22 protein-coding genes are annotated in these 19,749 nt (G+C 59.6%); 11 read left to right on the top strand and 11 right to left on the bottom strand.

The window, feature by feature from the left end:
* Nucleotides 1-38 precede the first annotated feature (38 nt).
* Nucleotides 39-443, bottom strand: coding sequence for a PanM family protein (locus tag HNR03_RS27795; RefSeq protein ID WP_259157258.1), 405 nt, complete (start codon nucleotides 441-443; stop codon nucleotides 39-41).
* 221 nt (nucleotides 444-664) lie between these two features.
* Between HNR03_RS27795 and HNR03_RS27790 the strand changes: the two genes are divergently transcribed.
* The 7 genes from HNR03_RS27790 (at nucleotide 665) to HNR03_RS27760 (ending at nucleotide 6,902) form a co-directional block, all read left to right on the top strand.
* On the top strand, nucleotides 665-2,329 hold the full coding sequence (locus tag HNR03_RS27790) for an OFA family MFS transporter (RefSeq protein WP_259157257.1): 1,665 nt from the start codon (nucleotides 665-667) through the stop codon (nucleotides 2,327-2,329).
* 267 nt (nucleotides 2,330-2,596) lie between these two features.
* Nucleotides 2,597-3,190, top strand: a complete 594-nt coding sequence (hisB, locus tag HNR03_RS27785; protein WP_003218037.1) for an imidazoleglycerol-phosphate dehydratase HisB — start codon at nucleotides 2,597-2,599, stop codon at nucleotides 3,188-3,190.
* Nucleotides 3,190-3,828, top strand: a complete 639-nt coding sequence (gene hisH / locus HNR03_RS27780; RefSeq protein ID WP_090176778.1) for an imidazole glycerol phosphate synthase subunit HisH — start codon at nucleotides 3,190-3,192, stop codon at nucleotides 3,826-3,828. Before hisB ends, hisH begins: the two co-directional genes overlap by 1 nt.
* The gene (locus tag HNR03_RS27775; RefSeq protein ID WP_222589383.1) at nucleotides 3,829-4,083 is read left to right on the top strand and encodes a DUF2164 domain-containing protein; all 255 of its coding nucleotides are present in this window, start codon (nucleotides 3,829-3,831) and stop codon (nucleotides 4,081-4,083) included.
* Nucleotides 4,084-4,181: 98 nt separating this feature from the next.
* Nucleotides 4,182-4,931 carry a 1-(5-phosphoribosyl)-5-[(5-phosphoribosylamino)methylideneamino]imidazole-4-carboxamide isomerase gene (gene hisA / locus HNR03_RS27770; RefSeq protein WP_259157256.1) on the top strand — a complete coding sequence of 250 codons (750 nt, stop codon included), beginning with the start codon at nucleotides 4,182-4,184 and terminating at the stop codon, nucleotides 4,929-4,931.
* A 91-nt stretch (nucleotides 4,932-5,022) separates the two neighbouring features.
* Nucleotides 5,023-5,793: an imidazole glycerol phosphate synthase subunit HisF gene (hisF, locus tag HNR03_RS27765; protein WP_007897430.1), complete on the top strand. Its 771-nt coding sequence runs from the start codon at nucleotides 5,023-5,025 to the stop codon at nucleotides 5,791-5,793.
* A gap of 353 nt (nucleotides 5,794-6,146) precedes the next feature.
* On the top strand, nucleotides 6,147-6,902 hold the full coding sequence (locus HNR03_RS27760) for an ABC transporter substrate-binding protein (RefSeq protein ID WP_259157255.1): 756 nt from the start codon (nucleotides 6,147-6,149) through the stop codon (nucleotides 6,900-6,902).
* 146 nt (nucleotides 6,903-7,048) lie between these two features.
* Here the strand turns inward: HNR03_RS27760 and HNR03_RS27755 are convergent, their stop codons facing one another.
* The 4 genes from HNR03_RS27755 to gpmI all read right to left on the bottom strand — a co-directional run bounded on the left by HNR03_RS27755 (nucleotide 7,049) and on the right by gpmI (nucleotide 12,252).
* Nucleotides 7,049-7,816 carry a divergent polysaccharide deacetylase family protein gene (locus tag HNR03_RS27755; protein ID WP_259157254.1) on the bottom strand — a complete coding sequence of 256 codons (768 nt, stop codon included), beginning with the start codon at nucleotides 7,814-7,816 and terminating at the stop codon, nucleotides 7,049-7,051.
* 1 nt (nucleotide 7,817) lies between these two features.
* Entirely contained in the window at nucleotides 7,818-9,137 is a 1,320-nt protein-coding gene (locus HNR03_RS27750; protein WP_259157253.1) for a S41 family peptidase, read from the bottom strand.
* A 34-nt stretch (nucleotides 9,138-9,171) separates the two neighbouring features.
* On the bottom strand, nucleotides 9,172-10,470 hold the full coding sequence (locus HNR03_RS27745; RefSeq protein ID WP_222589387.1) for a murein hydrolase activator EnvC: 1,299 nt from the start codon (nucleotides 10,468-10,470) through the stop codon (nucleotides 9,172-9,174).
* A 252-nt stretch (nucleotides 10,471-10,722) separates the two neighbouring features.
* The gene (gpmI, locus tag HNR03_RS27740; RefSeq protein WP_090176754.1) at nucleotides 10,723-12,252 is read right to left on the bottom strand and encodes a 2,3-bisphosphoglycerate-independent phosphoglycerate mutase; all 1,530 of its coding nucleotides are present in this window, start codon (nucleotides 12,250-12,252) and stop codon (nucleotides 10,723-10,725) included.
* A gap of 153 nt (nucleotides 12,253-12,405) precedes the next feature.
* On the opposite strand from gpmI, the gene HNR03_RS27735 reads away from it, so the two are divergent.
* Genes HNR03_RS27735 through secB form a run of 3 tightly spaced genes read left to right on the top strand, consistent with a single transcriptional unit; the run spans nucleotide 12,406 to nucleotide 13,602 of the window.
* Nucleotides 12,406-12,819: a rhodanese-like domain-containing protein gene (locus tag HNR03_RS27735; protein WP_259157252.1), complete on the top strand. Its 414-nt coding sequence runs from the start codon at nucleotides 12,406-12,408 to the stop codon at nucleotides 12,817-12,819.
* Between the two features lies 1 nt (nucleotide 12,820).
* Nucleotides 12,821-13,075, top strand: coding sequence for a glutaredoxin 3 (grxC, locus tag HNR03_RS27730; protein ID WP_222589389.1), 255 nt, complete (start codon nucleotides 12,821-12,823; stop codon nucleotides 13,073-13,075).
* A 41-nt stretch (nucleotides 13,076-13,116) separates the two neighbouring features.
* The gene (secB, locus tag HNR03_RS27725) at nucleotides 13,117-13,602 is read left to right on the top strand and encodes a protein-export chaperone SecB (RefSeq protein ID WP_150702707.1); all 486 of its coding nucleotides are present in this window, start codon (nucleotides 13,117-13,119) and stop codon (nucleotides 13,600-13,602) included.
* Nucleotides 13,603-13,775: 173 nt separating this feature from the next.
* On the opposite strand, the gene HNR03_RS27720 is transcribed toward secB, so the two are convergent.
* Nucleotides 13,776-14,231 (bottom strand): tRNA (cytidine(34)-2'-O)-methyltransferase, encoded by a 456-nt coding sequence (locus tag HNR03_RS27720; RefSeq protein WP_008024914.1) that lies wholly within the window; start codon nucleotides 14,229-14,231, stop codon nucleotides 13,776-13,778.
* Here HNR03_RS27720 and HNR03_RS27715 point away from each other — a divergent pair.
* Complete coding sequence (locus HNR03_RS27715; RefSeq protein WP_259157251.1) at nucleotides 14,230-14,670, top strand: hypothetical protein; 441 nt, start codon at nucleotides 14,230-14,232, stop codon at nucleotides 14,668-14,670. The two genes, HNR03_RS27720 and HNR03_RS27715, sit on opposite strands and share 2 nt — an antisense overlap.
* A gap of 541 nt (nucleotides 14,671-15,211) precedes the next feature.
* Here the strand turns inward: HNR03_RS27715 and ntrC are convergent.
* From ntrC to HNR03_RS27690, 5 genes are all read right to left on the bottom strand, one after another.
* Entirely contained in the window at nucleotides 15,212-16,648 is a 1,437-nt protein-coding gene (gene ntrC, locus HNR03_RS27710; RefSeq protein ID WP_208670482.1) for a nitrogen regulation protein NR(I), read from the bottom strand.
* Nucleotides 16,645-17,730, bottom strand: a complete 1,086-nt coding sequence (gene glnL, locus HNR03_RS27705) for a nitrogen regulation protein NR(II) (RefSeq protein ID WP_222589391.1) — start codon at nucleotides 17,728-17,730, stop codon at nucleotides 16,645-16,647. Before glnL ends, ntrC begins: the two co-directional genes overlap by 4 nt.
* A gap of 230 nt (nucleotides 17,731-17,960) precedes the next feature.
* Nucleotides 17,961-18,581 carry a DUF4124 domain-containing protein gene (locus HNR03_RS27700; RefSeq protein WP_259157250.1) on the bottom strand — a complete coding sequence of 207 codons (621 nt, stop codon included), beginning with the start codon at nucleotides 18,579-18,581 and terminating at the stop codon, nucleotides 17,961-17,963.
* Nucleotides 18,578-19,087: a DUF4124 domain-containing protein gene (locus HNR03_RS27695; RefSeq protein WP_259157249.1), complete on the bottom strand. Its 510-nt coding sequence runs from the start codon at nucleotides 19,085-19,087 to the stop codon at nucleotides 18,578-18,580. Before HNR03_RS27695 ends, HNR03_RS27700 begins: the two co-directional genes overlap by 4 nt.
* A 25-nt stretch (nucleotides 19,088-19,112) precedes the next feature.
* Nucleotides 19,113-19,535 carry a cupin domain-containing protein gene (locus HNR03_RS27690; RefSeq protein WP_259157248.1) on the bottom strand — a complete coding sequence of 141 codons (423 nt, stop codon included), beginning with the start codon at nucleotides 19,533-19,535 and terminating at the stop codon, nucleotides 19,113-19,115.
* Nucleotides 19,536-19,749: the final 214 nt, after the last annotated feature.

Here is a 19,749-nt window from a genome sequence, read left to right as displayed (position 1 = left end):
GGGAGTATAGCGCTCCAAAGTGCACGACCGGTCAGCGATCACGCCGGCAATTCATCGAGCGCCACCTTCAGCTTGGCGGCCAGCGCTTGTGCTTCAAGATGCCCCGCCGGTGCCAGCAAACGCAGGACCGCGCCCGATTGCGCCGCCATTTTCTGTGCTTCATTCACCAGGCGCTCAGCCACACCGCGACGACGGGTGATTTTTCGTACGCATATTTGGGACAAGTGCCAGACACCAGGGTGCCGTTGCAAACGAGCCGCGCCGAGCAGTCGATCATTGAAGCGTCCGGCGATCAGCGAACCGTCGCGCAGGCAGCCTTCAATCAGCTGCACGTCCCCTGAAAACGGGGCAAACAGCCAATCCGGGGCATCGCGATAGATCTTCTGCAGATCTTGCTGGTCCTGATAAGTGGCTTCGTTCAGCGGCTCGACAATGATCGGCATGGTGGTTCCTTCAGTGGTACGAGAACAGATGACAGACAAAAGGTGATATCACTTTGGTTTTTCTGTCACGTACAGATGTTAACCTCTGTCAGTTCGTCCGTCCTTCTGCGGCGTGATGTCGCACCAAAAGGGAGCTTCCCCTAAAAAACAGCCATGCGTGCGCATAAAGGCTGAGGGGGAAGAATGGCTGGCGAACTCTACTAATAATTGGGGGATACATAATGACAACGAGCATCACGGCGGACGGCCTCAGCGCCGATCAGCCCGCGTTCCTGTCCAAGGAACGTATCATCGCCAAGCCCGGTTTCAACCGTTGGCTGGTGCCACCGGCCGCGTTGGCCATCCACCTCTGCATCGGCATGGCCTATGGCTTTTCGGTGTTCTGGTTGCCACTGTCCAAAGCGCTGGGTGTGACCGCTCCAGTGGCTTGCGCGCCGGACATGAGCTTCATCTCGCAGGTTTTCTCGTCGCAATGCGACTGGCCGATCTCGATGCTCGGCTGGATTTACACCCTGTTTTTCATCTTCCTCGGCTGCTCGGCAGCGATCTGGGGCGGTTGGCTGGAACATGCCGGGCCGCGCAAGGCTGGCGTTGTGTCGGCGCTGTGCTGGTGTGGCGGTCTGCTGATATCCGCGCTGGGGGTGTATACCCACCAGATCTGGCTGATGTGGATCGGCTCCGGGGTCATTGGCGGTATCGGCCTGGGCCTGGGTTACATCTCGCCGGTCTCGACCTTGATCAAGTGGTTCCCAGACAAGCGTGGCATGGCCACCGGCATGGCGATCATGGGGTTTGGTGGTGGCGCGATGGTCGGTGCTCCGCTGGCCGCTGCCCTGATGGGCCACTTCGCTTCGCCAACCAGCGTCGGCGTGTGGCAGAGCTTCCTGGTGATGGCCGCGATCTACTTCGTGTTCATGATCGGTGGCGCACTGTCGTACCGCGTTCCGCCTACCGGCTGGAAGCCTGAAGGCTGGACCGCCCCGGCGAAAAAAGCTTCGAACGCGATGATTACTCATCGTCACGTCCACGTGAATGTGGCGTGGAAAACCCCGCAATTCCGTCTGGTGTGGCTGGTGTTGTGCCTGAACGTATCCGCCGGTATCGGCATCCTTGGCATGGCGTCGCCGCTGTTGCAGGAAGTGTTTGCTGGCAAATTGCTGGGCAACAACCTTACGTTCGGTCAGCTGGACGCTTCGCAACTGGCCTCGATTGCGGCGATTGCTGCCGGTTTCACCGGTTTGCTGAGCCTGTTCAACATCGGTGGCCGGTTCTTCTGGGCTTCGTTCTCGGACTACCTGGGTCGCAAAAACACCTACTTCGTGTTCTTCGCCCTCGGCTTCGCGCTGTATGCGCTGATCCCGAACCTCGGTCACCTGGGCAACGTTGCGCTGTTCGTGGCGGCGTTCTGCATCATCCTGTCGATGTACGGCGGTGGTTTTGCGACGGTGCCGGCTTACCTGGCGGACCTGTTCGGTACGCAAATGGTCGGCGCGATCCACGGTCGTCTGTTGACCGCGTGGGCTGCGGCGGGCGTGTTGGGTCCGGTGTTGGTGAACTACCTGCGTGAATATCAGCTGAGCATCGGCGTTGAACGTGCCGCGGCTTATGACATCACCTTGTACATCCTCGCTGGCCTGCTGGTGCTGGGTTTCCTGTGCAACCTGATGGTGCGTCCGGTAGCCGACAAGTACTTCATGACCGACGCCGAACTCGCTGCCGAACAGGCGCTGGGTCACGACAAAGGTGCCGATGCGACCACCGTTCTTGAATGGAAAGCCGCGCCGGGCACCAAGCCGCTTGCGATCGCTGCGTGGTTGGTGGTGGGCATTCCGTTGGCTTGGGGTGTTTGGGTGACCCTGCAGAAAACGGCTGTCCTGTTCCACTGAGTTAAGTAAACGCAGTACCCCTGTGGGAGCGAGCCTGCTCGCGATGATGGAGTGTCAGCCAACATTTATGTGGCTGACACACTGCTATCGCGAGCAGGCTCGCTCCCACATTTGTTTTGTGTTCCCTTCCCGCGGCTTGTATGGACATGTCTATCCCCGACAGCACGGAATTCACTCCGTCAGTCATATCGCCTCCCGTGTTTCTGTTTCGCGCCCGCGCCCCTATAATGGTTGCCTTTTTCGCCCAATGATTTTGCGGAGCTGGTGATGGCCGAACGTAAGGCGTCAGTCGAGCGCGACACTCTGGAAACCCAGATCAAAGCCTCGATCAACCTGGATGGCACCGGAAAGGCCCGATTTGATATCGGTGTTCCTTTTCTTGAGCACATGCTGGACCAGATCGCCCGTCACGGGCTGATCGACCTGGATATTGTCAGCAAGGGCGACCTGCATATCGACGACCACCACACCGTGGAAGACGTCGGTATCACCCTGGGTCAGGCCTTTGCCAAAGCCATCGGCGACAAAAAAGGCATCCGTCGATACGGTCACGCCTATGTGCCGCTCGATGAAGCGCTGTCGCGCGTAGTGATCGACTTCTCCGGCCGTCCAGGCCTGCAGATGCATGTTCCCTACACCCGCGCCACCGTTGGCGGCTTCGACGTTGACCTGTTCCAGGAATTCTTCCAGGGCTTCGTCAACCACGCACTCGTCAGCCTGCACATCGACAACCTGCGCGGCACCAACACCCACCACCAGATCGAAACCGTGTTCAAGGCTTTCGGCCGCGCCCTGCGCATGGCCGTCGAGCTCGATGACCGCATGGCCGGTCAGATGCCGTCGACCAAAGGCGTTCTGTAATGCAGACGGTCGCGGTTATCGATTACGGCATGGGCAACCTGCACTCGGTGGCCAAGGCCCTCGAGCATGTCGGTGCCGGCAAGGTCCTGATCACCAGCGATGCCGACGTGATTCGCGAAGCCGATCGGGTGGTTTTCCCCGGCGTCGGCGCGATTCGCGATTGCATGGCGGAGATCCGTCGCCTGGGCTTCGATTCGCTGGTGCGCGAAGTCAGCCAGGATCGTCCGTTCCTCGGCATTTGCGTCGGCATGCAAGCCTTGCTCGACAGCAGTGAAGAGAACGATGGCGTCGACTGCATCGGCCTGTTCCCGGGCGCGGTGAAGTTCTTCGGCAAAGACCTGCATGAAGACGGCGAACACCTGAAAGTCCCGCACATGGGCTGGAACGAGGTGAAACAGACGGTGAGTCACCCGCTGTGGCACAACATTCCGGACCTGGCGCGTTTCTACTTCGTGCACAGTTACTACATCGCCGCCGGCAATGCGCGGCAGGTGGTGGGTGGCGGTCACTATGGTGTTGATTTCGCCGCAGCGCTGGCCGATGGCTCGCGTTTCGCCGTGCAGTTCCACCCGGAGAAGAGCCATACCCATGGCCTGCAATTGCTGCAGAACTTCGCCGCGTGGGATGGTCGCTGGTAAATGGCCAAGAAGAAGCCACCGATCCTGACCCTCACTCCCGAACAGGAGAACGAGGCGAACCAGAAGATCAAACGCTTCATGGAAGATCGCTTCGAACTGGACCTGGGTTCGTTCGAAGCGGCTGAAATCCTTGAGCTGTTTACCCGTGAAATTGCGCCGCATTATTACAACAGGGCGATTTTCGATGTGCAGACGCACCTCAAAGAGAGGTTCGAAAGCATCGAAAGCGACTTGTGGGCGCTCGAGAAAGAATAGAAGCAGCTGTAAGCCGAAAGCTTCAAGCTGCAAGAATTGGTCGCCGCACGCTTGCAGCTTGTCGCTTGCAACTTGCAGCTCTTTGACGAAGGAAAAGCATGCTTATTATTCCCGCTATCGATCTCAAGGACGGTGCCTGTGTTCGTCTGCGCCAGGGCCGCATGGAAGATTCCACAGTGTTCTCCGATGACCCGGTGAGCATGGCTGCCAAGTGGGTGGAAGGCGGTTGCCGCCGTCTGCATCTGGTCGACCTGAACGGTGCTTTCGAAGGCCAGCCGGTCAACGGCGAAGTCGTTACCGCGATTGCCAAGCGCTACCCGAACCTGCCGATCCAGATCGGCGGCGGTATCCGCTCCCTGGAAACCATCGAGCACTACGTCAAAGCGGGCGTGAGCTACGTCATCATCGGCACCAAAGCCGTGAAAGATCCGGCCTTCGTAGCCGAAGCCTGCCGCGCGTTCCCGGGCAAAGTGATCGTTGGCCTGGACGCCAAGGACGGCTTCGTCGCCACCGACGGCTGGGCTGAAATCAGCACCGTTCAGGTGATCGACCTGGCCAAGCAATTCGAAGCCGACGGCGTGTCTGCGATCGTTTATACCGACATCGCCAAAGACGGCATGATGCAGGGCTGCAACGTTCCGTTCACGGCTGCGCTGGCTGCTGCCACGCGCATTCCGGTGATCGCTTCCGGCGGTATCCACAATCTGGGTGACATCAAGTCGCTGCTCGACGCCAAGGCGCCAGGCATCATCGGCGCAATCACGGGCCGCGCGATTTATGAGGGCACGCTGGATGTGGCAGAAGCTCAGGCTTTCTGCGATAGCTACGCGACCAGCTCCAAGCTGTAAGCTACAAGCTGCAAGTTAGAAGCGTGACTGCGGTCCGCTCTTTCTTGCAGCTTGAAGCTTGAAGCTTGCAACTCTTAATCGGAGATTAAGCATGGCCCTGGCCAAACGCATCATCCCTTGCCTGGACGTGGACAACGGCCGGGTGGTCAAGGGCGTCAAGTTCGAGAATATTCGTGATGCCGGCGACCCGGTGGAAATTGCCCGTCGCTACGACGAGCAAGGTGCCGACGAGATTACCTTCCTCGACATCACCGCCAGCGTCGACGGTCGCGACACCACGCTGCATACCGTCGAGCGCATGGCCAGCCAGGTGTTCATCCCGCTGACCGTGGGCGGCGGCGTACGCACCGTGCAGGATATCCGTAACCTGCTCAATGCCGGCGCGGACAAGGTCTCGATCAACACCGCGGCGGTGTTCAACCCGGAATTCGTTGGCGAGGCTGCCCAGCATTTCGGCTCGCAGTGCATCGTCGTCGCCATCGACGCGAAGAAGGTCTCGGGACCGGGTGAAACCCCGCGCTGGGAGATCTTCACGCACGGCGGTCGCAAACCTACCGGCCTCGATGCCGTTGAGTGGGCGAAGAAAATGGAAGGCCTCGGTGCCGGCGAAATCCTGCTGACCAGCATGGACCAGGACGGCATGAAAAACGGCTTCGACCTGGGTGTCACCCGCGCCATCAGCGACGCGCTGGGCATCCCGGTGATTGCCTCTGGCGGCGTCGGCAACCTGCAGCACTTGGCCGACGGCATTCTCGAAGGCCACGCCAGCGCGGTGTTGGCGGCGAGCATTTTCCACTTCGGCGAATACACCGTGCAGGAAGCCAAGGCCTACATGGCGCATCGCGGCATCGTCATGCGATAACGTTGTCAACGAGCCGCGTCGGCCCCGGCTGATGTGGCTTGTTGCGCCTCAATCACGCGGCTGAGCACGTCAATCCTGGGTTCGGACGCTTGTCCCGACTTGTCATAAGCGATGCGGTGCAGTTGCCAGGCGACCGACTGCTTGCGAGGTGCCTCTGAATACGTGACTGGAAAACCAGGCTGTTGCCGGTCATCACTAATTAATCAGGGGCAGGGTGGGGAGTGGCGGTAACTATTTACCTCAGCGAAGCTCTTGTGCTCTGCAGTTCGGATAGCAGTGTTATCAAAGTGCCAGTAGACATCATCGCAGGCTCAAGGCACTCTTGGGCACGCCATGGATTCCGGTAGCCTGACATGATCAAACGCCTGCTTCTTGCCCTCGCCAGCGCTTCGCTATTGCTCATCAATGGCGTGCACGCCGAAGAAAGTCCCTCCACCGACCTGGTGTTGCTGACAGAAAATTTCCCGCCGTACAACATGGCGAAGAACGGCAAGAATTTCGCTCAGGACGAGAACATCAACGGCATCGCCGTCGACATTGTCCGTGCGATGTTCAAGCGCGCCGAAGTCTCCTACAGCTTGACGCTGCGTTTCCCTTGGGAGCGAATCTACAAACTCGCCCTTGAAAAACCCGGTTACGGCGTGTTCGTGATGGCGCGCTTGCCGGATCGCGAAAAGCTCTTCAAGTGGGTCGGCCCGATTGGCCCGGATGACTGGATCATGCTGGCCAAGGACGACAGCAAGATCAGCATCGAGTCGCTCGATCAGGCGCGCAAATACAAGATCGGCGCGTACAAGGGTGACGCAATCGCCGAGACGCTGGCCAAGCAAGGGTTGAATCCGATTGTGGTGCTGCGCGATCAGGACAACGCGAAAAAGCTGGAGAGTGGCCAGATTGATTTGTGGGCGACAGGTGATCCGGCCGGTCGTTATCTGGCGCGCCAGGAAGGGGTTAACGGCCTCAAGACGGTGTTGCGCTTCAACAGCGCGGAGTTGTACCTGGCTTTGAACAAGGATGTACCGGATGACGTGGTCGCCAGGCTACAGGCGGCACTGGATCAACTGCGCAAGGAAGGCGTCGTGGATGAAATCATGGCGCGGTATCTCTAACGGCCAGCACTGGATTTGTGCCATGCACAATCAAATGTGGGAGCGGGCTTGCTCGCGAATGCGGTGTATCAGGCAGCAATGATGTTGACTGACACATCGCATTCGCGAGCAAGCCCGCTCCCACAGTGGTTTTGTGTTGTTGCGGATTAGCGGTACACGCCGTCCTTTCCATGCGCAGCCGTCGCGCGATTGCTGCGCACGCTGATCATCTGCTTGATGTCGATCCACTCAATCCCTTGAGCTTTCAGCCTGGGCAACTCGCGCTCCAGCACGGCCAGTGTCTGCGGGTACGGATGCCCGATCATCACCGCCGAGCCCTGCTTGTGCGCCAAACTGATCGCCGTCTGCAACTGCGTCAGGATCGCCGCTTCAGTTCGCTCATCGTCCAGAAACACATCCCGTGAAACGCTCGCCAATCCGATCTTCTGTGCCTCGGCAGCCCCGACTGTCTGCGCGCTGGTGCGGCTGTCGACAAAGAACTTGTGCCGGCGCTGCAAATCCGCCATCAACCAGGCCATGGCGGCCGGTTGTGCCGTCATGCGACTGCCCATGTGATTGTTGATGCCCGCGGTGTAGGGCACGACCTTGAACGCTGCGTTCAGGCGTTTTTCCAGCTCGTCGATGGGCAAGTCGGGGTGCCAGGCGAATGGGCCGGTGGCCGGGTCCATGGGCATGTGCAGAATGACGATCTTGCCGGCGCGATAGGCCTCGCGGGCAAATTCGGTGGCATGGGGAGTGTCGGGCATGATTGCCGTGGTCACAGGGCCAGGCAGGGCCAGCACACGGCGATCCCGGGGCAGGTTCTGCCCCAGGTCATCAATGATCAGAGTGATGTAGGCCTTTTGAGGGGCGGGCGCTGCATGAGCAGCTCCCGCCAGACAACACAACAGACCGATCAGCAACCGCAGGCGCATCTCAGCGGCCGGAGGTGATGCTCAGCCCTTTGAGCAGGCTCAACGCCTGAGCCAGTTGGTAGTCATCATCCTGGGGCATGGCCTTGGCTTTGCTGCCGGAGCTGGTCGGCTTGTCGGCACCGCCGTTGCCATTGCCCAGGTGACCTTGCAGATCGGCTTCCTTGAAGTACTCGCCGTCCTGTTCGCTGGTGATCTTGGCCTTGCGCACTTCGATGTCCGGGACGATGCCCTGAGCCTGGATCGAGCGGCCGTTCGGCGTGTAGTACAGCGCCGTGGTGATCTTCAGTGCGCGGTCGTTGTTCAGCGGCAGCACGGTTTGCACCGAGCCCTTGCCGAAACTGGTGGTGCCCATGACGACTGCGCGTTTCTGATCCTGCAAGGCACCGGCAACAATTTCCGAGGCCGAGGCGCTGCCGCCGTTGATCAGCGCAACCATCGGCACGGCTTCGCTTTCGTCTTTGCCAGTGGCGGAGAAGCGCAGCTCGGAGTTGGCGATGCGGCCCTTGGTGTAAACGATCAGGCCCTTGGTGATGAAATGGTCGACCACTTCCACCGCCGCTTGCAGGACGCCTCCCGGGTTGTTGCGCAGGTCGAGAATGATGCCGTTGAGCTTCTTGCCGTTGTCCTTGCGCAACTTGGCCAGGGCCTTGGAGACCTCTTCGCCGGTCTTGACCTGGAACTGGGTGATGCGGATGTAGCCGTAGCCCGACTCCAGCAGCTGGGCCTTCACGCTCTTCACCTGAATGATCGCGCGAGTCAGGACTACGTCGAACGGCGTGCCACCGTCGCGAACCAGAGTCAGGGTGATTTTCTGGCCGATCTTGCCGCGCATCTTGTCCACGGCTTCGGTCATGCTCTGGCCGCGAGTCGGCTGGCCGTTGATCTTGACGATGAAGTCGCCCGCCTGAATGCCAGCCTTGGAGGCCGGGGTGTCATCGATGGGCGAAACCACTTTGATGAAGCCGTCTTCGGCGCCGACTTCGATGCCCAGGCCGCCGAATTCGCCGCTGGTGCTTTCCTGCAATTCAGCAAAGTCTTCCGGGCCCAGGTAGGCGGAGTGTGGATCGAGATTGCTGAGCATGCCCTTGATGGCGTTTTCCAGCAGGGTCTTGTCGTCCACCGGTTCGACATAGGCTGCCTTGATCCGATCCATGACCTCGGCAAAGGTGCGCAACTCTTCCAGAGGCAATGGCGCCTTGGTGGTCGCAGCGGTGCCCGCAGGCGCGACAGCCGGGGCAGGTTGAGCGGCGAACGCCAGAGGCGCGCCGATCACCAGGGCGATCGTCAGGGCCAGCGAGGTAAGGCGGGACAAATGCAGCATGTCGAACGAACTCCTAATGTAGGTGACTCAACGCCTATCCTTGCGCGCGGCACCATTGCGCCGGATCACTCGGGTGACCCTGCTGACGAATAGCGAAATACAGCGCTGGCGTGTCCTGCCCGCCACTGTTGCCGACAGTGGAGATGGACTCACCGGCTTTTACCACGTCACCCGCAGACTTGAGCAGCGTCTGGTTGTGACCATAAAGACTCAAAAATCCGTTGCCGTGGTCGAGGATCACCAGCAGCCCGGCACCACGCAACCAATCGGCAAACACCACACGACCGCCATGCACGGCATGGACCTGGCTACCGGCGGGAGCGCTGATCATCACGCCGTCCCACTTGGTCCGGGAATCGTCGCCACGGGTTTCGCCAAAGCGTGCCAACAGTCGACCATCAACAGGCCAGGGAAGTTTTCCCCGGGAGGACGCAAAAGGACCGCCAAAGGTTTCGCCTGAACTTGAAACCAGCGCGCCAGGTGTCGATTTAACAGGTTTGCGTGGGGCGTCGGTGGTCTCTGCGTCTGCAGCCGCCTGGGCCTCACGTAAACGCTTTTTTTCGGCTTCCTGCTGGGCGATCAGCGCTTTTTGTCGCGCTTCTTCAGCCTCTCGAGCCTGGCGAGCCAGGGTTTCTTCGATGGTTTTAAGGACTTTAGACAGGTCTGCCTGATCTTGCTCGCGGGCGGCGAGTTTCTGATCGCGCGCCTTCACGTCATCGCTGAGCTTGGCCAGGACTTGCTGGCGCTCCTTGCGAACCTTGTCGAGTTCATCGCGCTGGCTGTCCAGGCTGCTTTTCTGCACCAGCAATTGCGCCTGTTGCAGGTTGATGTCTTTTTCTACATTGGCCAGCTGGCGCAAGGTTTCGTTGAAATTCTTCAGCTGCTCCAGGCGAGCCTGGCTCAGGTAATCGTAATAGGTGAGGGTGCGGGCGAATTTTTCCGGATTCTGCTGGTTGAGCAGCAGCTTCAAGTACTCCTGGCGGCCGTTCTGATAGGCCGCGCGGGCCTGAATGGCGATCAGTCGTTGCTGTTCAACGCGTGCGCTCTGGAGTTTTTTTTTCTCACCATCGAGTCGCTGCAGCTCGGATTCACTTTTCTTCAGCTCTTTTTGCAGGGTTTCGACCTGCTTCTCGAGCTTGCCCATCTCGGTCTCGGTGCCCTTGAGGTCCTTCTGCACACCGGATTTTTCTTCCTGCAGCTTGCCCAGCATTTTTTTCAGCTCGGCAATGTCCTGACGCGTAGCGTCCAACTGTTGTTGGGTTTGCGCGCGCTCGTCAGCAAAGGCCGGTTGGAGCAGGCAGGTCAGAGCGAGGGCTATCAGGACGCGAAGCATAGAGGCGGGTGATACCAGGGAAAGGGACGGCCTAGTATGCCCGCCAAGCGCCGCAAAAAAAATGCCCAATTGGGGCTGTGTGATGACTGGAAGAAGGGACAGTAGGTTTTAGTCCTCAAAAACCCCACAAACCAATGTGGGAGCGAGCTTGCTCGCGATGGCGTCTTAACATTCAACACTGATGTTGACTGTCAGGATGCTATCGCGAGCAAGCTCGCTCCCACAGGGTTTGGTGGTGTTTGAGGTAATCTCTTACACCAGAATCGACGTACCAGTCATTTCCGCCGGTTTCTCCAAGCCCATCAACATCAGCATGGTCGGCGCGACATCCGCCAGTACGCCGCCATCGCGCACCTTGAAATCACGTTTGCCGACATAAATGAACGGCACCGGCTCGGTGGTGTGGGCGGTGTGGGCCTGACCGGTGGAGGCGTCGGACATTTGCTCGACGTTGCCGTGGTCGGCGGTGATCAGCGCTTCGCCGCCAACCTTTTCCAGGGCCTCGACAATGCGGCCGACGCACAGATCCAGGCATTCAACGGCTTTGACCGCGGCATCGAACACACCGCTGTGGCCGACCATGTCGCCGTTGGCGTAGTTGACCACGATCACGTCGTAGCGCTGGTTTTCAATGGCGTCGACGATGCGGTCAGTGACTTCCGGGGCGCTCATCTCGGGCTGCAAGTCATAGGTGGCGACTTTTGGCGACGGGATCAGGATGCGCTCTTCGCCCGGGAACGGTTCTTCACGACCGCCGGAGAAGAAGAAGGTCACGTGGGCATATTTCTCGGTTTCGGCGATGCGCAGTTGGGTCTTGCCGTTCTTCGCCAGGTAATCGCCCAGCACATTTTCCAGGCTGCCCGCAGCGAAGGCCGATGGCGCAGGAATGCTGGCGGCGTATTGGGTCAGCATGACGAAGCCGGCCAGTTTCGGCTGGCGTGCACGCTCGAATTCCTTGAAGTCGTCTTCGACGAACACACGGGTCAGCTCGCGGGCGCGGTCGGCGCGGAAGTTCATGAACACCACGGCGTCACCGTCTTCGACTTTCACCGGTTCGCCGATGGAAGTGGCTTTGACGAATTCGTCGCTCTCGCCACGCTCGTACGCGGCTTGCAGGCCTTCCTGTGCGGTGGCGGCGTTGAATTCACCGTTGCCATCGACAATCAGGTTGTAGGCCTGGGCAACGCGATCCCAACGGTTGTCGCGGTCCATGGCGAAATAACGGCCGATGATGCTGGCGATTCGGCCTTTGCCTAGCGCCTGGAAGGTCGCGTCGAGCAGTTCGATGGACGACTGCGCGCTTTTGGGCGGCGTGTCACGGCCATCGAGGAAGGCGTGCAGGTAGATTTTTTCAGCGCCGCGCTTGAAAGCCAGTTCGGCCATGGCCACCAGGTGGTCCTGGTGACTGTGAACGCCGCCATCGGACAGCAGGCCCATGAAGTGCACGGCTTTACCGGCGGCGACGGCTTTATCGACGGCTGCGCAGATGGTCGGGTTCTCGAAAAACTCACCGTCGCGGATCGATTTGGTCACGCGTGTGAAGTCCTGATACACCACGCGGCCGGCGCCGAGGTTCATGTGGCCGACTTCGGAGTTGCCCATCTGGCCGTCCGGCAAGCCGACGTCCATGCCGCTGCCCGAGATCAGGCCGTTCGGCACAGTGGCCCACAAGCGGTCCAGTACGGGCTTCTTCGCCGCAAATACGGCATTGGATTCAGGGCTCTCACTGTGACCGAAGCCGTCGAGAATAATCAGGACCAAAGGTTTAGGCGTGGTAGTCATGGATTCCACTCGTGGCTGAATTAAAAGAGGGCGATGGAAAAGGGAGTGGCAGTTTAAAGCGAAGTTCCTGCGGCGTCACCGCCGGACGGGGTTTGGCCCACCATAGGGGCTGTGTATACTGGCCGACATTTTAACGCCCTGGAACCTCCTTCGATGGTTGCTCACCTGATTGAATTTGCCACTAACCACTATCTGCTCGTCGGTATCTTCGTCGTACTGCTGGCGTTGCTGATCGCTTATCAGATGCAAGGCGGCGGCCGCAGCCTGAGTACCGGTGAGCTGACCGGCCTGGTCAACAAGGACGCGGGCATCGTGGTTGATATTCGTTCGGTCAAGGATTTCGCCGCCGGTCACATTGTTGGCGCGTTGAACATTCCGCACGACAAACTGGCGGCGCGCATCGGCGAACTGGAAAAGCACAAGGCCAAGACCATCATCCTGGTCGACGCCCTGGGCCAGACCGCCGGCACCCACGCCCGCGAACTGATGAAATCCGGCTTCACTGCCGCCAAGCTGTCCGGCGGTATTTCCAGCTGGAAAGGCGACAACCTGCCGTTGGTGAAGTGATATGAGCAACGTCATCGTCTATTCCAGCGATTACTGCCCTTACTGCTCGCGAGCCAAGTACCTGCTCGAGAACAAAGGCGTGGCCTTCGAAGAGATCAAGGTCGATGGCAAGCCGCAGGTGCGTGCCGCCATGGCCCAGAAGGCCGGACGTACGTCCGTGCCGCAAATCTGGATCGGCGAACGCCACATTGGCGGTTGTGATGATTTGTTTGCGCTTGAGCGCGCCGGTAAGCTCGACGCCATGCTCAAGGCCTGAGCGCCTTCCCTATAAGACCCCAAGATCAGAAAGGATCTGAGATGACTGACCAACAGAACACTGCAGCTAGCGAAGAAGAAACCGCACCGCAATTCTCCTTGCAGCGCATCTACGTACGTGACTTGTCCTTCGAAGCCCCAAAAAGCCCGGCAATCTTCCGCCAGCAGTGGGAACCGAGCGTCGGTCTGGATCTGAACACCCGCCAGAAGGCGCTGGAAAGCGACTTCCACGAAGTGGTGCTGACTTTGTCCGTGACCGTGAAAAACGGCGACGAAGTGGCGTTCATCGCTGAAGTGCAACAGGCCGGGATCTTCCTGATCAAGAACCTGGACGACGCTTCGATGAGCCACACCCTCGGCGCGTTCTGCCCGAACATTCTGTTCCCGTACGCTCGCGAGACCCTGGACAGCCTGGTGACCCGCGGTTCGTTCCCGGCCCTGATGCTGGCTCCGGTGAACTTCGACGCGCTGTACGCACAAGAACTGCAGCGCATGCAGGCCGCGGGCGAGACCCCGACCGTTCAATAAGCGTTCGATGCAGTAACAAAAAAAGCGCCGTAACGGGCGCTTTTTTCTTGGGCGGGAGATGATCGTTCCTACGCTCTGCGTGGGAATGCCTCTAGGGACGCTCCGCGTCCAGTGACGCGGAGCGTCACGGGCTGCATTCCCACGCAGAGCGTGGGAACGATCAGGCCTCGAGGTTATTTGAACCCGAGCTGGCGCCAGCCTTCGTACACGGCAACCGCCACGGTGTTCGACAGGTTCAGGCTGCGGCAGCCTTCGCGCATCGGCAGGCGCAGGCGTTGTTCGCCGGGCAGGGCATCGAGTACCTCGGCTGGCAAGCCACGGCTTTCCGGGCCGAACAGGAAGGCGTCACCCTCGGCAAAACTGGCATCGTGGAACGGACGCGAGCCTTTGGTGGTGAACGCGAACACGCGAGGATGGCCAAGGCTCTCCAGGCAACTGGCAAGGTCGGCATGGCGTTGCAAGGTGGCATACTCGTGGTAATCGAGGCCGGCCCGGCGCAGACGCTTGTCGTCCATCTCGAAGCCCAGCGGTTCGATCAAATGCAGGTGGCAGCCACTGTTGGCGCACAGCCTGATAACGTTGCCGGTATTCGGCGGAATTTCTGGTTGGAAAAGGATGACGTGAAACATGCACGGCTCCGAAGGTAAAGATGAGCGGCATTCTACGCCGCCAGCCGATACACGTTCGAAACTATTACCGCGCGTGATGGCTTCACTGGCGATTGTCGGACTGATGGTGGGTTTGATGATCGGCCGTCTGACGACGCCCGACCCCAGCGAACTGCAACAGGTCGAGGTCTCGGGCGATGGGCTGGTGGTGTGGTTCAACAACGAACCCAAGTCCCACGGCGAGTTTGTGGACGGCAGCCTCGGGCTGCTGTTCGAGGCTGAAGGCAAGGCGCAGAAAGGTCAGCTCAAAATCAACGACAAGGTCTTGAACTGGCGGACGCGCTTGAGTGATGGAGGGTTGTTGCTGACGGTGGTGGCGGCCCGGCCACTGCAGGGCGATTGGGCCGGTAGCGAGGTCGATGGCCGCTGGCGGCTGGAGATCCATCTCCGAGAGCAATAAAAGAGGGAATCCCCGGCCTGCCTGTACCAAGGTTCCCAAAACGGCGGGGCTTGCGCATTGCGTCGCAAGCCCGGTGTAAAGAAGGAACCCCTGACCTGCCTGTATCAAGGGCCCCAAAACTGTTTGGGCTCGTCGCAAGTGCGTTGTGAGCCCGATGTAAAGAGGGGAATCCCCGGCCTGCCTGTACCAAGGTCCCCGAAACCGGGTAGTGAACTGAATCACTGAATGGACTATTGCAGGGGGCGTGCCAGGTTTTAACAAGTTGAAACAGAAAGCCGCGCTGAAACGCTGAAAGCCCCGTAATACGGGGCTTTCGTGTTTATTTCATACGGGTTTGATTGCGAAAGCTGGCGGGATTCAGGGGCTGTTGCCGTGCTCGATTGCGGTTCACGGTGCATTGCTGCGGTGCACGGAAGGCTGTTGATCGTTCCCACGCTCCCGCGTGGGAATGCCTCAATGGACGCTCTGCGTCCGCTTCGGCAGGGACGCGGAGCGTCCCGGGCTGCATTCCCACGCAGAGCATGGGAACGATCGGTAAAAGTTAACCCTCTTCCCCCTCATCCTCATCCGCGCCATCGACCTTCATCCCCAATTCCTTGATCTTGCGCGTCAGGGTATTGCGTCCCCAACCCAGCAGCACGGCGGCATCGCGGCGGCGGCCGGCGGTGTGTTTGAGGGCGGTTTCGATCATGATTCGCTCGAATGCCGGCACGGCGCTGTCGAGCAGACTCGATTGACCGCGAGCCAACGCCTGGTCAGCCCACTGGCGCAGCGCTTGCTCCCAGTTGGTCACTGGCGCCGAATCCTGCGGCAGGTTCAACAGCTCTGGCGGCAGGTCGCTGATGTGCACTTCGCGACCCGATGCCATCACCGTGATCCAGCGGCAGGTGTTTTCCAGCTGGCGAACGTTGCCGCCCCACGGCAAGTTCTTCAGGTATTCCTCGGTTTCGCTTTTGAGCAGCTTCGGCTCCACCGCCAGCTCTTGCGCCGCGCGGCTGAGGAAGTGCTTGGCGAGGGTCGGGATGTCTTCGCGACGGTCCGACAGCCTTGGAATATGAATGCGGATCACATTGAGGCGGTGGAACAAGTCCTCACGGAATTTCCCGGCGTGTACCAGGGTTTCCAGATTCTGGTGGGTTGCGGCGATGATTCGCACATCGACCTTCACCGGTACATGACCCCCGACGCGGTAGAACTCGCCATCGGCCAGTACGCGCAGCAAACGGGTCTGGGTATCGGCCGGCATGTCACCGATTTCATCGAGGAACAGGGTGCCGCCGTCCGCCTGCTCAAAGCGACCGCGACGCAGGTTCGCCGCACCGGTGAACGCGCCTTTTTCATGGCCGAACAACTCGGATTCCATCAGGTCCTTGGGGATCGCCGCCATGTTCAGCGCAATAAAAGGCGACGCCGCACGGGGGCTGTGGCGGTGCAGGGCGTGGGCCACCAGCTCTTTACCGGTCCCGGACTCGCCGTTGATCAGCACGGTGATGTTGGAGTGGCTCAAGCGCCCGATGGCACGAAACACTTCCTGCATTGCCGGTGCTTCACCGATGATTTCCGGGGTGCGGGTCAGGGCGACCGGGACTTCCAGGCCTTGCTGCTCCTGGGCGTGCTGGTTGGCGCGCTTGACCAGGGAGACTGCTTCGTCAACGTCGAATGGCTTCGGCAGGTATTCAAACGCGCCGCCCTGATAGGACGCGACAGCGCTGTCCAGGTCGGAGTGCGCGGTCATGATGATCACCGGCAGCCGTGGGTGTTGCTCGCGAATCCGTGCCAGAAGGTCCAGACCGCTGGCGCCGGGCATGCGGATGTCGGAGATGATCACGTCCGGCTGCTGGCGCGCCAGGCGGCTCATCACGCCATCGGCGCTGTCGAAGCTTTGCGTGGTCATGCCTTCTTGCTGCAAGGCTTTTTCCAGGACCCAACGGATAGAACGGTCGTCATCGACGATCCACACGGTTTCACTACGGCTCATGTCGATGTGGCTCCTTGTTCCAGTGGCAGAAAGATCGAGAAGGTGGTGTGGCCTGGGTGGCTGTCACACTCGATCAAGCCCTGGTGCTGGCTGATGATGTTCTGGGTAATGGCCAGGCCCAGCCCGGTACCGTCCGGGCGGCCGCTGACCATGGGGAAGAAGATGGTTTCTTGCAGGTCCGCGGGAATGCCGGGGCCGTTGTCGATGATTTCGATCTTGGTCACCAGGCGATGGCGCACGTGGCCGATGGTGAACTGGCGCATGGCGCGGGTGCGCAAGCTGATGCGGCCCAGACGCAGCTCGTTCTGGCTGCTGATGGCTTGCATCGCGTTGCGCACGATGTTCAGGACCGCCTGGATCATTTGTTCGCGATCGATCAATACGTCGGGAATGCTTGGGTCGTAGTCGCGCACCAGCGTGATGCAGCCCTGGCTTTCGGCTTCCACCAGATGAGAGACGCGTTCCAGCACTTCGTGGATGTTGCACATGGCCAGCGACGGCAGCTTGTTGGAGCCGAGCATGCGGTCAACGAGATTACGCAGGCGGTCGGCCTCTTCAATGATCACGTTGGTGTAATCGCGCAGGCTTTCTTCGGGCAGCTCACGGGCGAGCAATTGCGCTGCCCCGCGAATGCCGCCCAGTGGATTCTTGATTTCGTGGGCGAGGCCGCGCACCAGCATCTTGCTGGTTTCCTGCTTGGACAGCTGCGCCTCTTCCTTGGTGATCCGCAGCAAGCGGTCACGGGGATGGACTTCGAGCAGCAGCATGGTGTCGCCGTTGGCGAGGATTGGCGTCACCGCATAGTCGACCGTCAGTGTCTGGCCGGTGAGGGCAGTGAGCATCGCTTCGCGCTTGGTAAAGGGGTGCGCCTGCTCCACCGCCTGGCGCAAGGAATTCAGCGCTTCGGTGGATTCGGTGAACAACTCACTGATGAACTGCCCATGGCTGCGCTGGCCGCTGATGGCCAGGAGCATTTCCGCCGCCGGGTTCATGTACTCGAGGCGCAGGTCGGCGTCGAGCAGGATGGTGGCGGTGGTCAGGTTGTCGAGTAGCAGTCGATGCAGTGCGTCGCTAATGGTCATCAGGACCTCTTTTGGAGCAGGGCATGCGCATGAATAACGCGCCGATACGAGGAAAATGCAAAAACCAAACCAAGGCTCCGAAAAGAAGCGTTTAAGGCCTGAAACGGGCGTTTGACGCTCGTTTGCGTGGCGTTCTGCCAGCTTTTGCGGGTAGTTTCGAACCAAAATGGGATGCGATGTGAGTACGGTGCAATCTATTGCACCAATATAGTGCGCAAACCTGAACGAGGTTAGAAGAAACGCAAGAAGGGATTTTTTTCTTCTTCAGGTTTGTCCTTGAGCGGACATTCCGGTCGTTGGCCGTAGTCGGCGAGGACGCAGGGTTTGACTTGGCGTTTTTGCGCCAGGGAGATACGCAGCAAGTGGAAGGGCTGGTTGGCGGTGCGTTCGACAGTGCGGCCTTGCTCGTCGAGGATTTCCACTGAGAGATTGTGGCTGCCACGGTCGATGTTATTCAGGGCGAATACCGGGCTCGGCCCTGGTTCGGCGGTGGGTTGACCATCGAGCAGCAAACGGTAGCGATGCCCGTGTTGCAGACCGGGTTCGCTGGTGACACTGACGATCAGCTCGCCGGCGTTGTTGCGGACCGTGGCGTCGGGCTCTGGCACCAGTATTCTGAGCATGTCGTAGTGAAACAGCGGCGTTGTGTCCGTCTTCTTGCCAGCGATCACCGGTGCTACGCCGCCGGGTTTGGCGGACATGCGGTTGCTTGTTGCCAGCGGTACGCATTTGGCGCTGCCGGAGCCTGGCTGGTCGGTGTAGACACGATTGCCTTGGGCGTCGACGTAGGTGAAAACCTCGGCCGCCGCTGGCAGGGCACACAAGCAGGCGAGCAGAAGCCATAGCCTCACGGCTTGTGCACCCGTTGCACGGTGAAGGTCACGCTGGAACTTTGCTGCACGATGTTTTCTCCGTCGATGACCTGCACTGCAAGGCTGTGCGTGCCGCGATCAATATTGACCAGTTGCAGGATCGGCACATTGCTCGCTTGGCCGTAAGGCTGATCATCAAGCAGCAGCCTCAGCAGGTGCGGCGCTTGAAGCCGCGGTTTGATCATGACGCTGACGGTGAAAGTGCCGTTATTGGCGCGCAACGCCTCATCTGTGGGCAAGCCAGTGAGCTCCAGCACCTCGTAAGCGCTATGAGGCTGTTGGCTGCTCAAGGCTTCGCTGGGCGGCGCAGAAGAGCGCTGGGGCTCGACGCTGTTAAGCGGAGGCAAGTCGACCGCCTGCGCCGCGACGCCATCAGGCGGCTGATTGCTATAGGCGGTGTTGCCGTCGGCATCGGTGTATTTGTAAATCTGGGCCATTACGGGAAAAGCCAAAGACAGCAGCATAAACATTAAAAATGGCCGCATTCAGACTCCCTGTGGGCAGCGAGGATTACTCCGATAATGGAATGCCCTCGCTGCCAGCATAGAACACAATAAGTTCGACCGGCTCGTCACCGGTTTTCCCGCGATGAGTAATGTTGACCATTTCGGCCAATGCCTCGCCTTGCTTGTAGCGTCGAGTCTGACCGCTGTCCCTGCTTTCAATGGTCAGCTCGCCGGCAAGAATGTACGCCGCGTTGGGGATGGGGTGAGTGTGCCATTGAAGTTCGGTGTTGGCCGGTATCTTGAGTTTGAGCAGGGACAGTTCTGGCGCGGTGTCGGGGTAGTGAACGTAACGCGTGCCGTCCCAGGAAGTGCTGCTTTGAAGCAGCAGGCTGCGTTCTATCCCTGTCGGCGCAGAGGGTGTGGTGCATGCCTGCAGGGTCAGGGGCAAAAGAGCGAGAAGTAATGCCTTGAGCGAATAGTGGTTCATTGTCCAATCCTTTGAGTGAAAGCAGTGCCAAGGCTACGAGCAACTCAAAGAGGTTTATGCCGGACGATGCTGTGAATGCCCGAGGAGATGGGGAAAGCCGTTGTCGGAAATTGCCCCAAAAAAAAGGTTCTTCACGAAATCCCGGGAAACACAGAAACAAGAACGCCGATTTGATTGATGATGTTCGTGCGAGCAAACACATCTAAAAAACCGG

It is taken from the genome of Pseudomonas sp. JAI111 (genome assembly GCF_024809425.1).
In the GTDB taxonomy this organism is placed as follows: domain Bacteria; phylum Pseudomonadota; class Gammaproteobacteria; order Pseudomonadales; family Pseudomonadaceae; genus Aquipseudomonas.
The sequence above is the reverse complement of the archived record's forward strand: the minus strand, read 5'-3'. Positions and strand labels throughout refer to the sequence as shown.

Bases quoted from the DNA above. Each gene is read 5' to 3' on its own strand.
- HNR03_RS27720 (WP_008024914.1), bottom strand. From the start codon at position 14,231: ATGTTTCACGTCATCCTTTTCCAACCAGAAATTCCGCCGAATACCGGC.
- HNR03_RS27760 (WP_259157255.1), top strand. From the start codon at position 6,147: ATGATCAAACGCCTGCTTCTTGCCCTCGCCAGCGCTTCGCTATTGCTC.
- HNR03_RS27750 (WP_259157253.1), bottom strand. From the start codon at position 9,137: ATGCTGCATTTGTCCCGCCTTACCTCGCTGGCCCTGACGATCGCCCTG.
- HNR03_RS27755 (WP_259157254.1), bottom strand. From the start codon at position 7,816: ATGCGCCTGCGGTTGCTGATCGGTCTGTTGTGTTGTCTGGCGGGAGCT.
- hisF (WP_007897430.1), top strand. From the start codon at position 5,023: ATGGCCCTGGCCAAACGCATCATCCCTTGCCTGGACGTGGACAACGGC.
- secB (WP_150702707.1), top strand. From the start codon at position 13,117: ATGACTGACCAACAGAACACTGCAGCTAGCGAAGAAGAAACCGCACCG.
- HNR03_RS27695 (WP_259157249.1), bottom strand. From the start codon at position 19,087: ATGCGGCCATTTTTAATGTTTATGCTGCTGTCTTTGGCTTTTCCCGTA.
- HNR03_RS27715 (WP_259157251.1), top strand. From the start codon at position 14,230: ATGCACGGCTCCGAAGGTAAAGATGAGCGGCATTCTACGCCGCCAGCC.
- HNR03_RS27735 (WP_259157252.1), top strand. From the start codon at position 12,406: ATGGTTGCTCACCTGATTGAATTTGCCACTAACCACTATCTGCTCGTC.
- HNR03_RS27690 (WP_259157248.1), bottom strand. From the start codon at position 19,535: ATGAACCACTATTCGCTCAAGGCATTACTTCTCGCTCTTTTGCCCCTG.
- HNR03_RS27795 (WP_259157258.1), bottom strand. From the start codon at position 443: ATGCCGATCATTGTCGAGCCGCTGAACGAAGCCACTTATCAGGACCAG.
- HNR03_RS27745 (WP_222589387.1), bottom strand. From the start codon at position 10,470: ATGCTTCGCGTCCTGATAGCCCTCGCTCTGACCTGCCTGCTCCAACCG.
- HNR03_RS27775 (WP_222589383.1), top strand. From the start codon at position 3,829: ATGGCCAAGAAGAAGCCACCGATCCTGACCCTCACTCCCGAACAGGAG.
- ntrC (WP_208670482.1), bottom strand. From the start codon at position 16,648: ATGAGCCGTAGTGAAACCGTGTGGATCGTCGATGACGACCGTTCTATC.
- hisB (WP_003218037.1), top strand. From the start codon at position 2,597: ATGGCCGAACGTAAGGCGTCAGTCGAGCGCGACACTCTGGAAACCCAG.
- hisA (WP_259157256.1), top strand. From the start codon at position 4,182: ATGCTTATTATTCCCGCTATCGATCTCAAGGACGGTGCCTGTGTTCGT.
- grxC (WP_222589389.1), top strand. From the start codon at position 12,821: ATGAGCAACGTCATCGTCTATTCCAGCGATTACTGCCCTTACTGCTCG.
- gpmI (WP_090176754.1), bottom strand. From the start codon at position 12,252: ATGACTACCACGCCTAAACCTTTGGTCCTGATTATTCTCGACGGCTTC.
- HNR03_RS27790 (WP_259157257.1), top strand. From the start codon at position 665: ATGACAACGAGCATCACGGCGGACGGCCTCAGCGCCGATCAGCCCGCG.
- glnL (WP_222589391.1), bottom strand. From the start codon at position 17,730: ATGACCATTAGCGACGCACTGCATCGACTGCTACTCGACAACCTGACC.
- hisH (WP_090176778.1), top strand. From the start codon at position 3,190: ATGCAGACGGTCGCGGTTATCGATTACGGCATGGGCAACCTGCACTCG.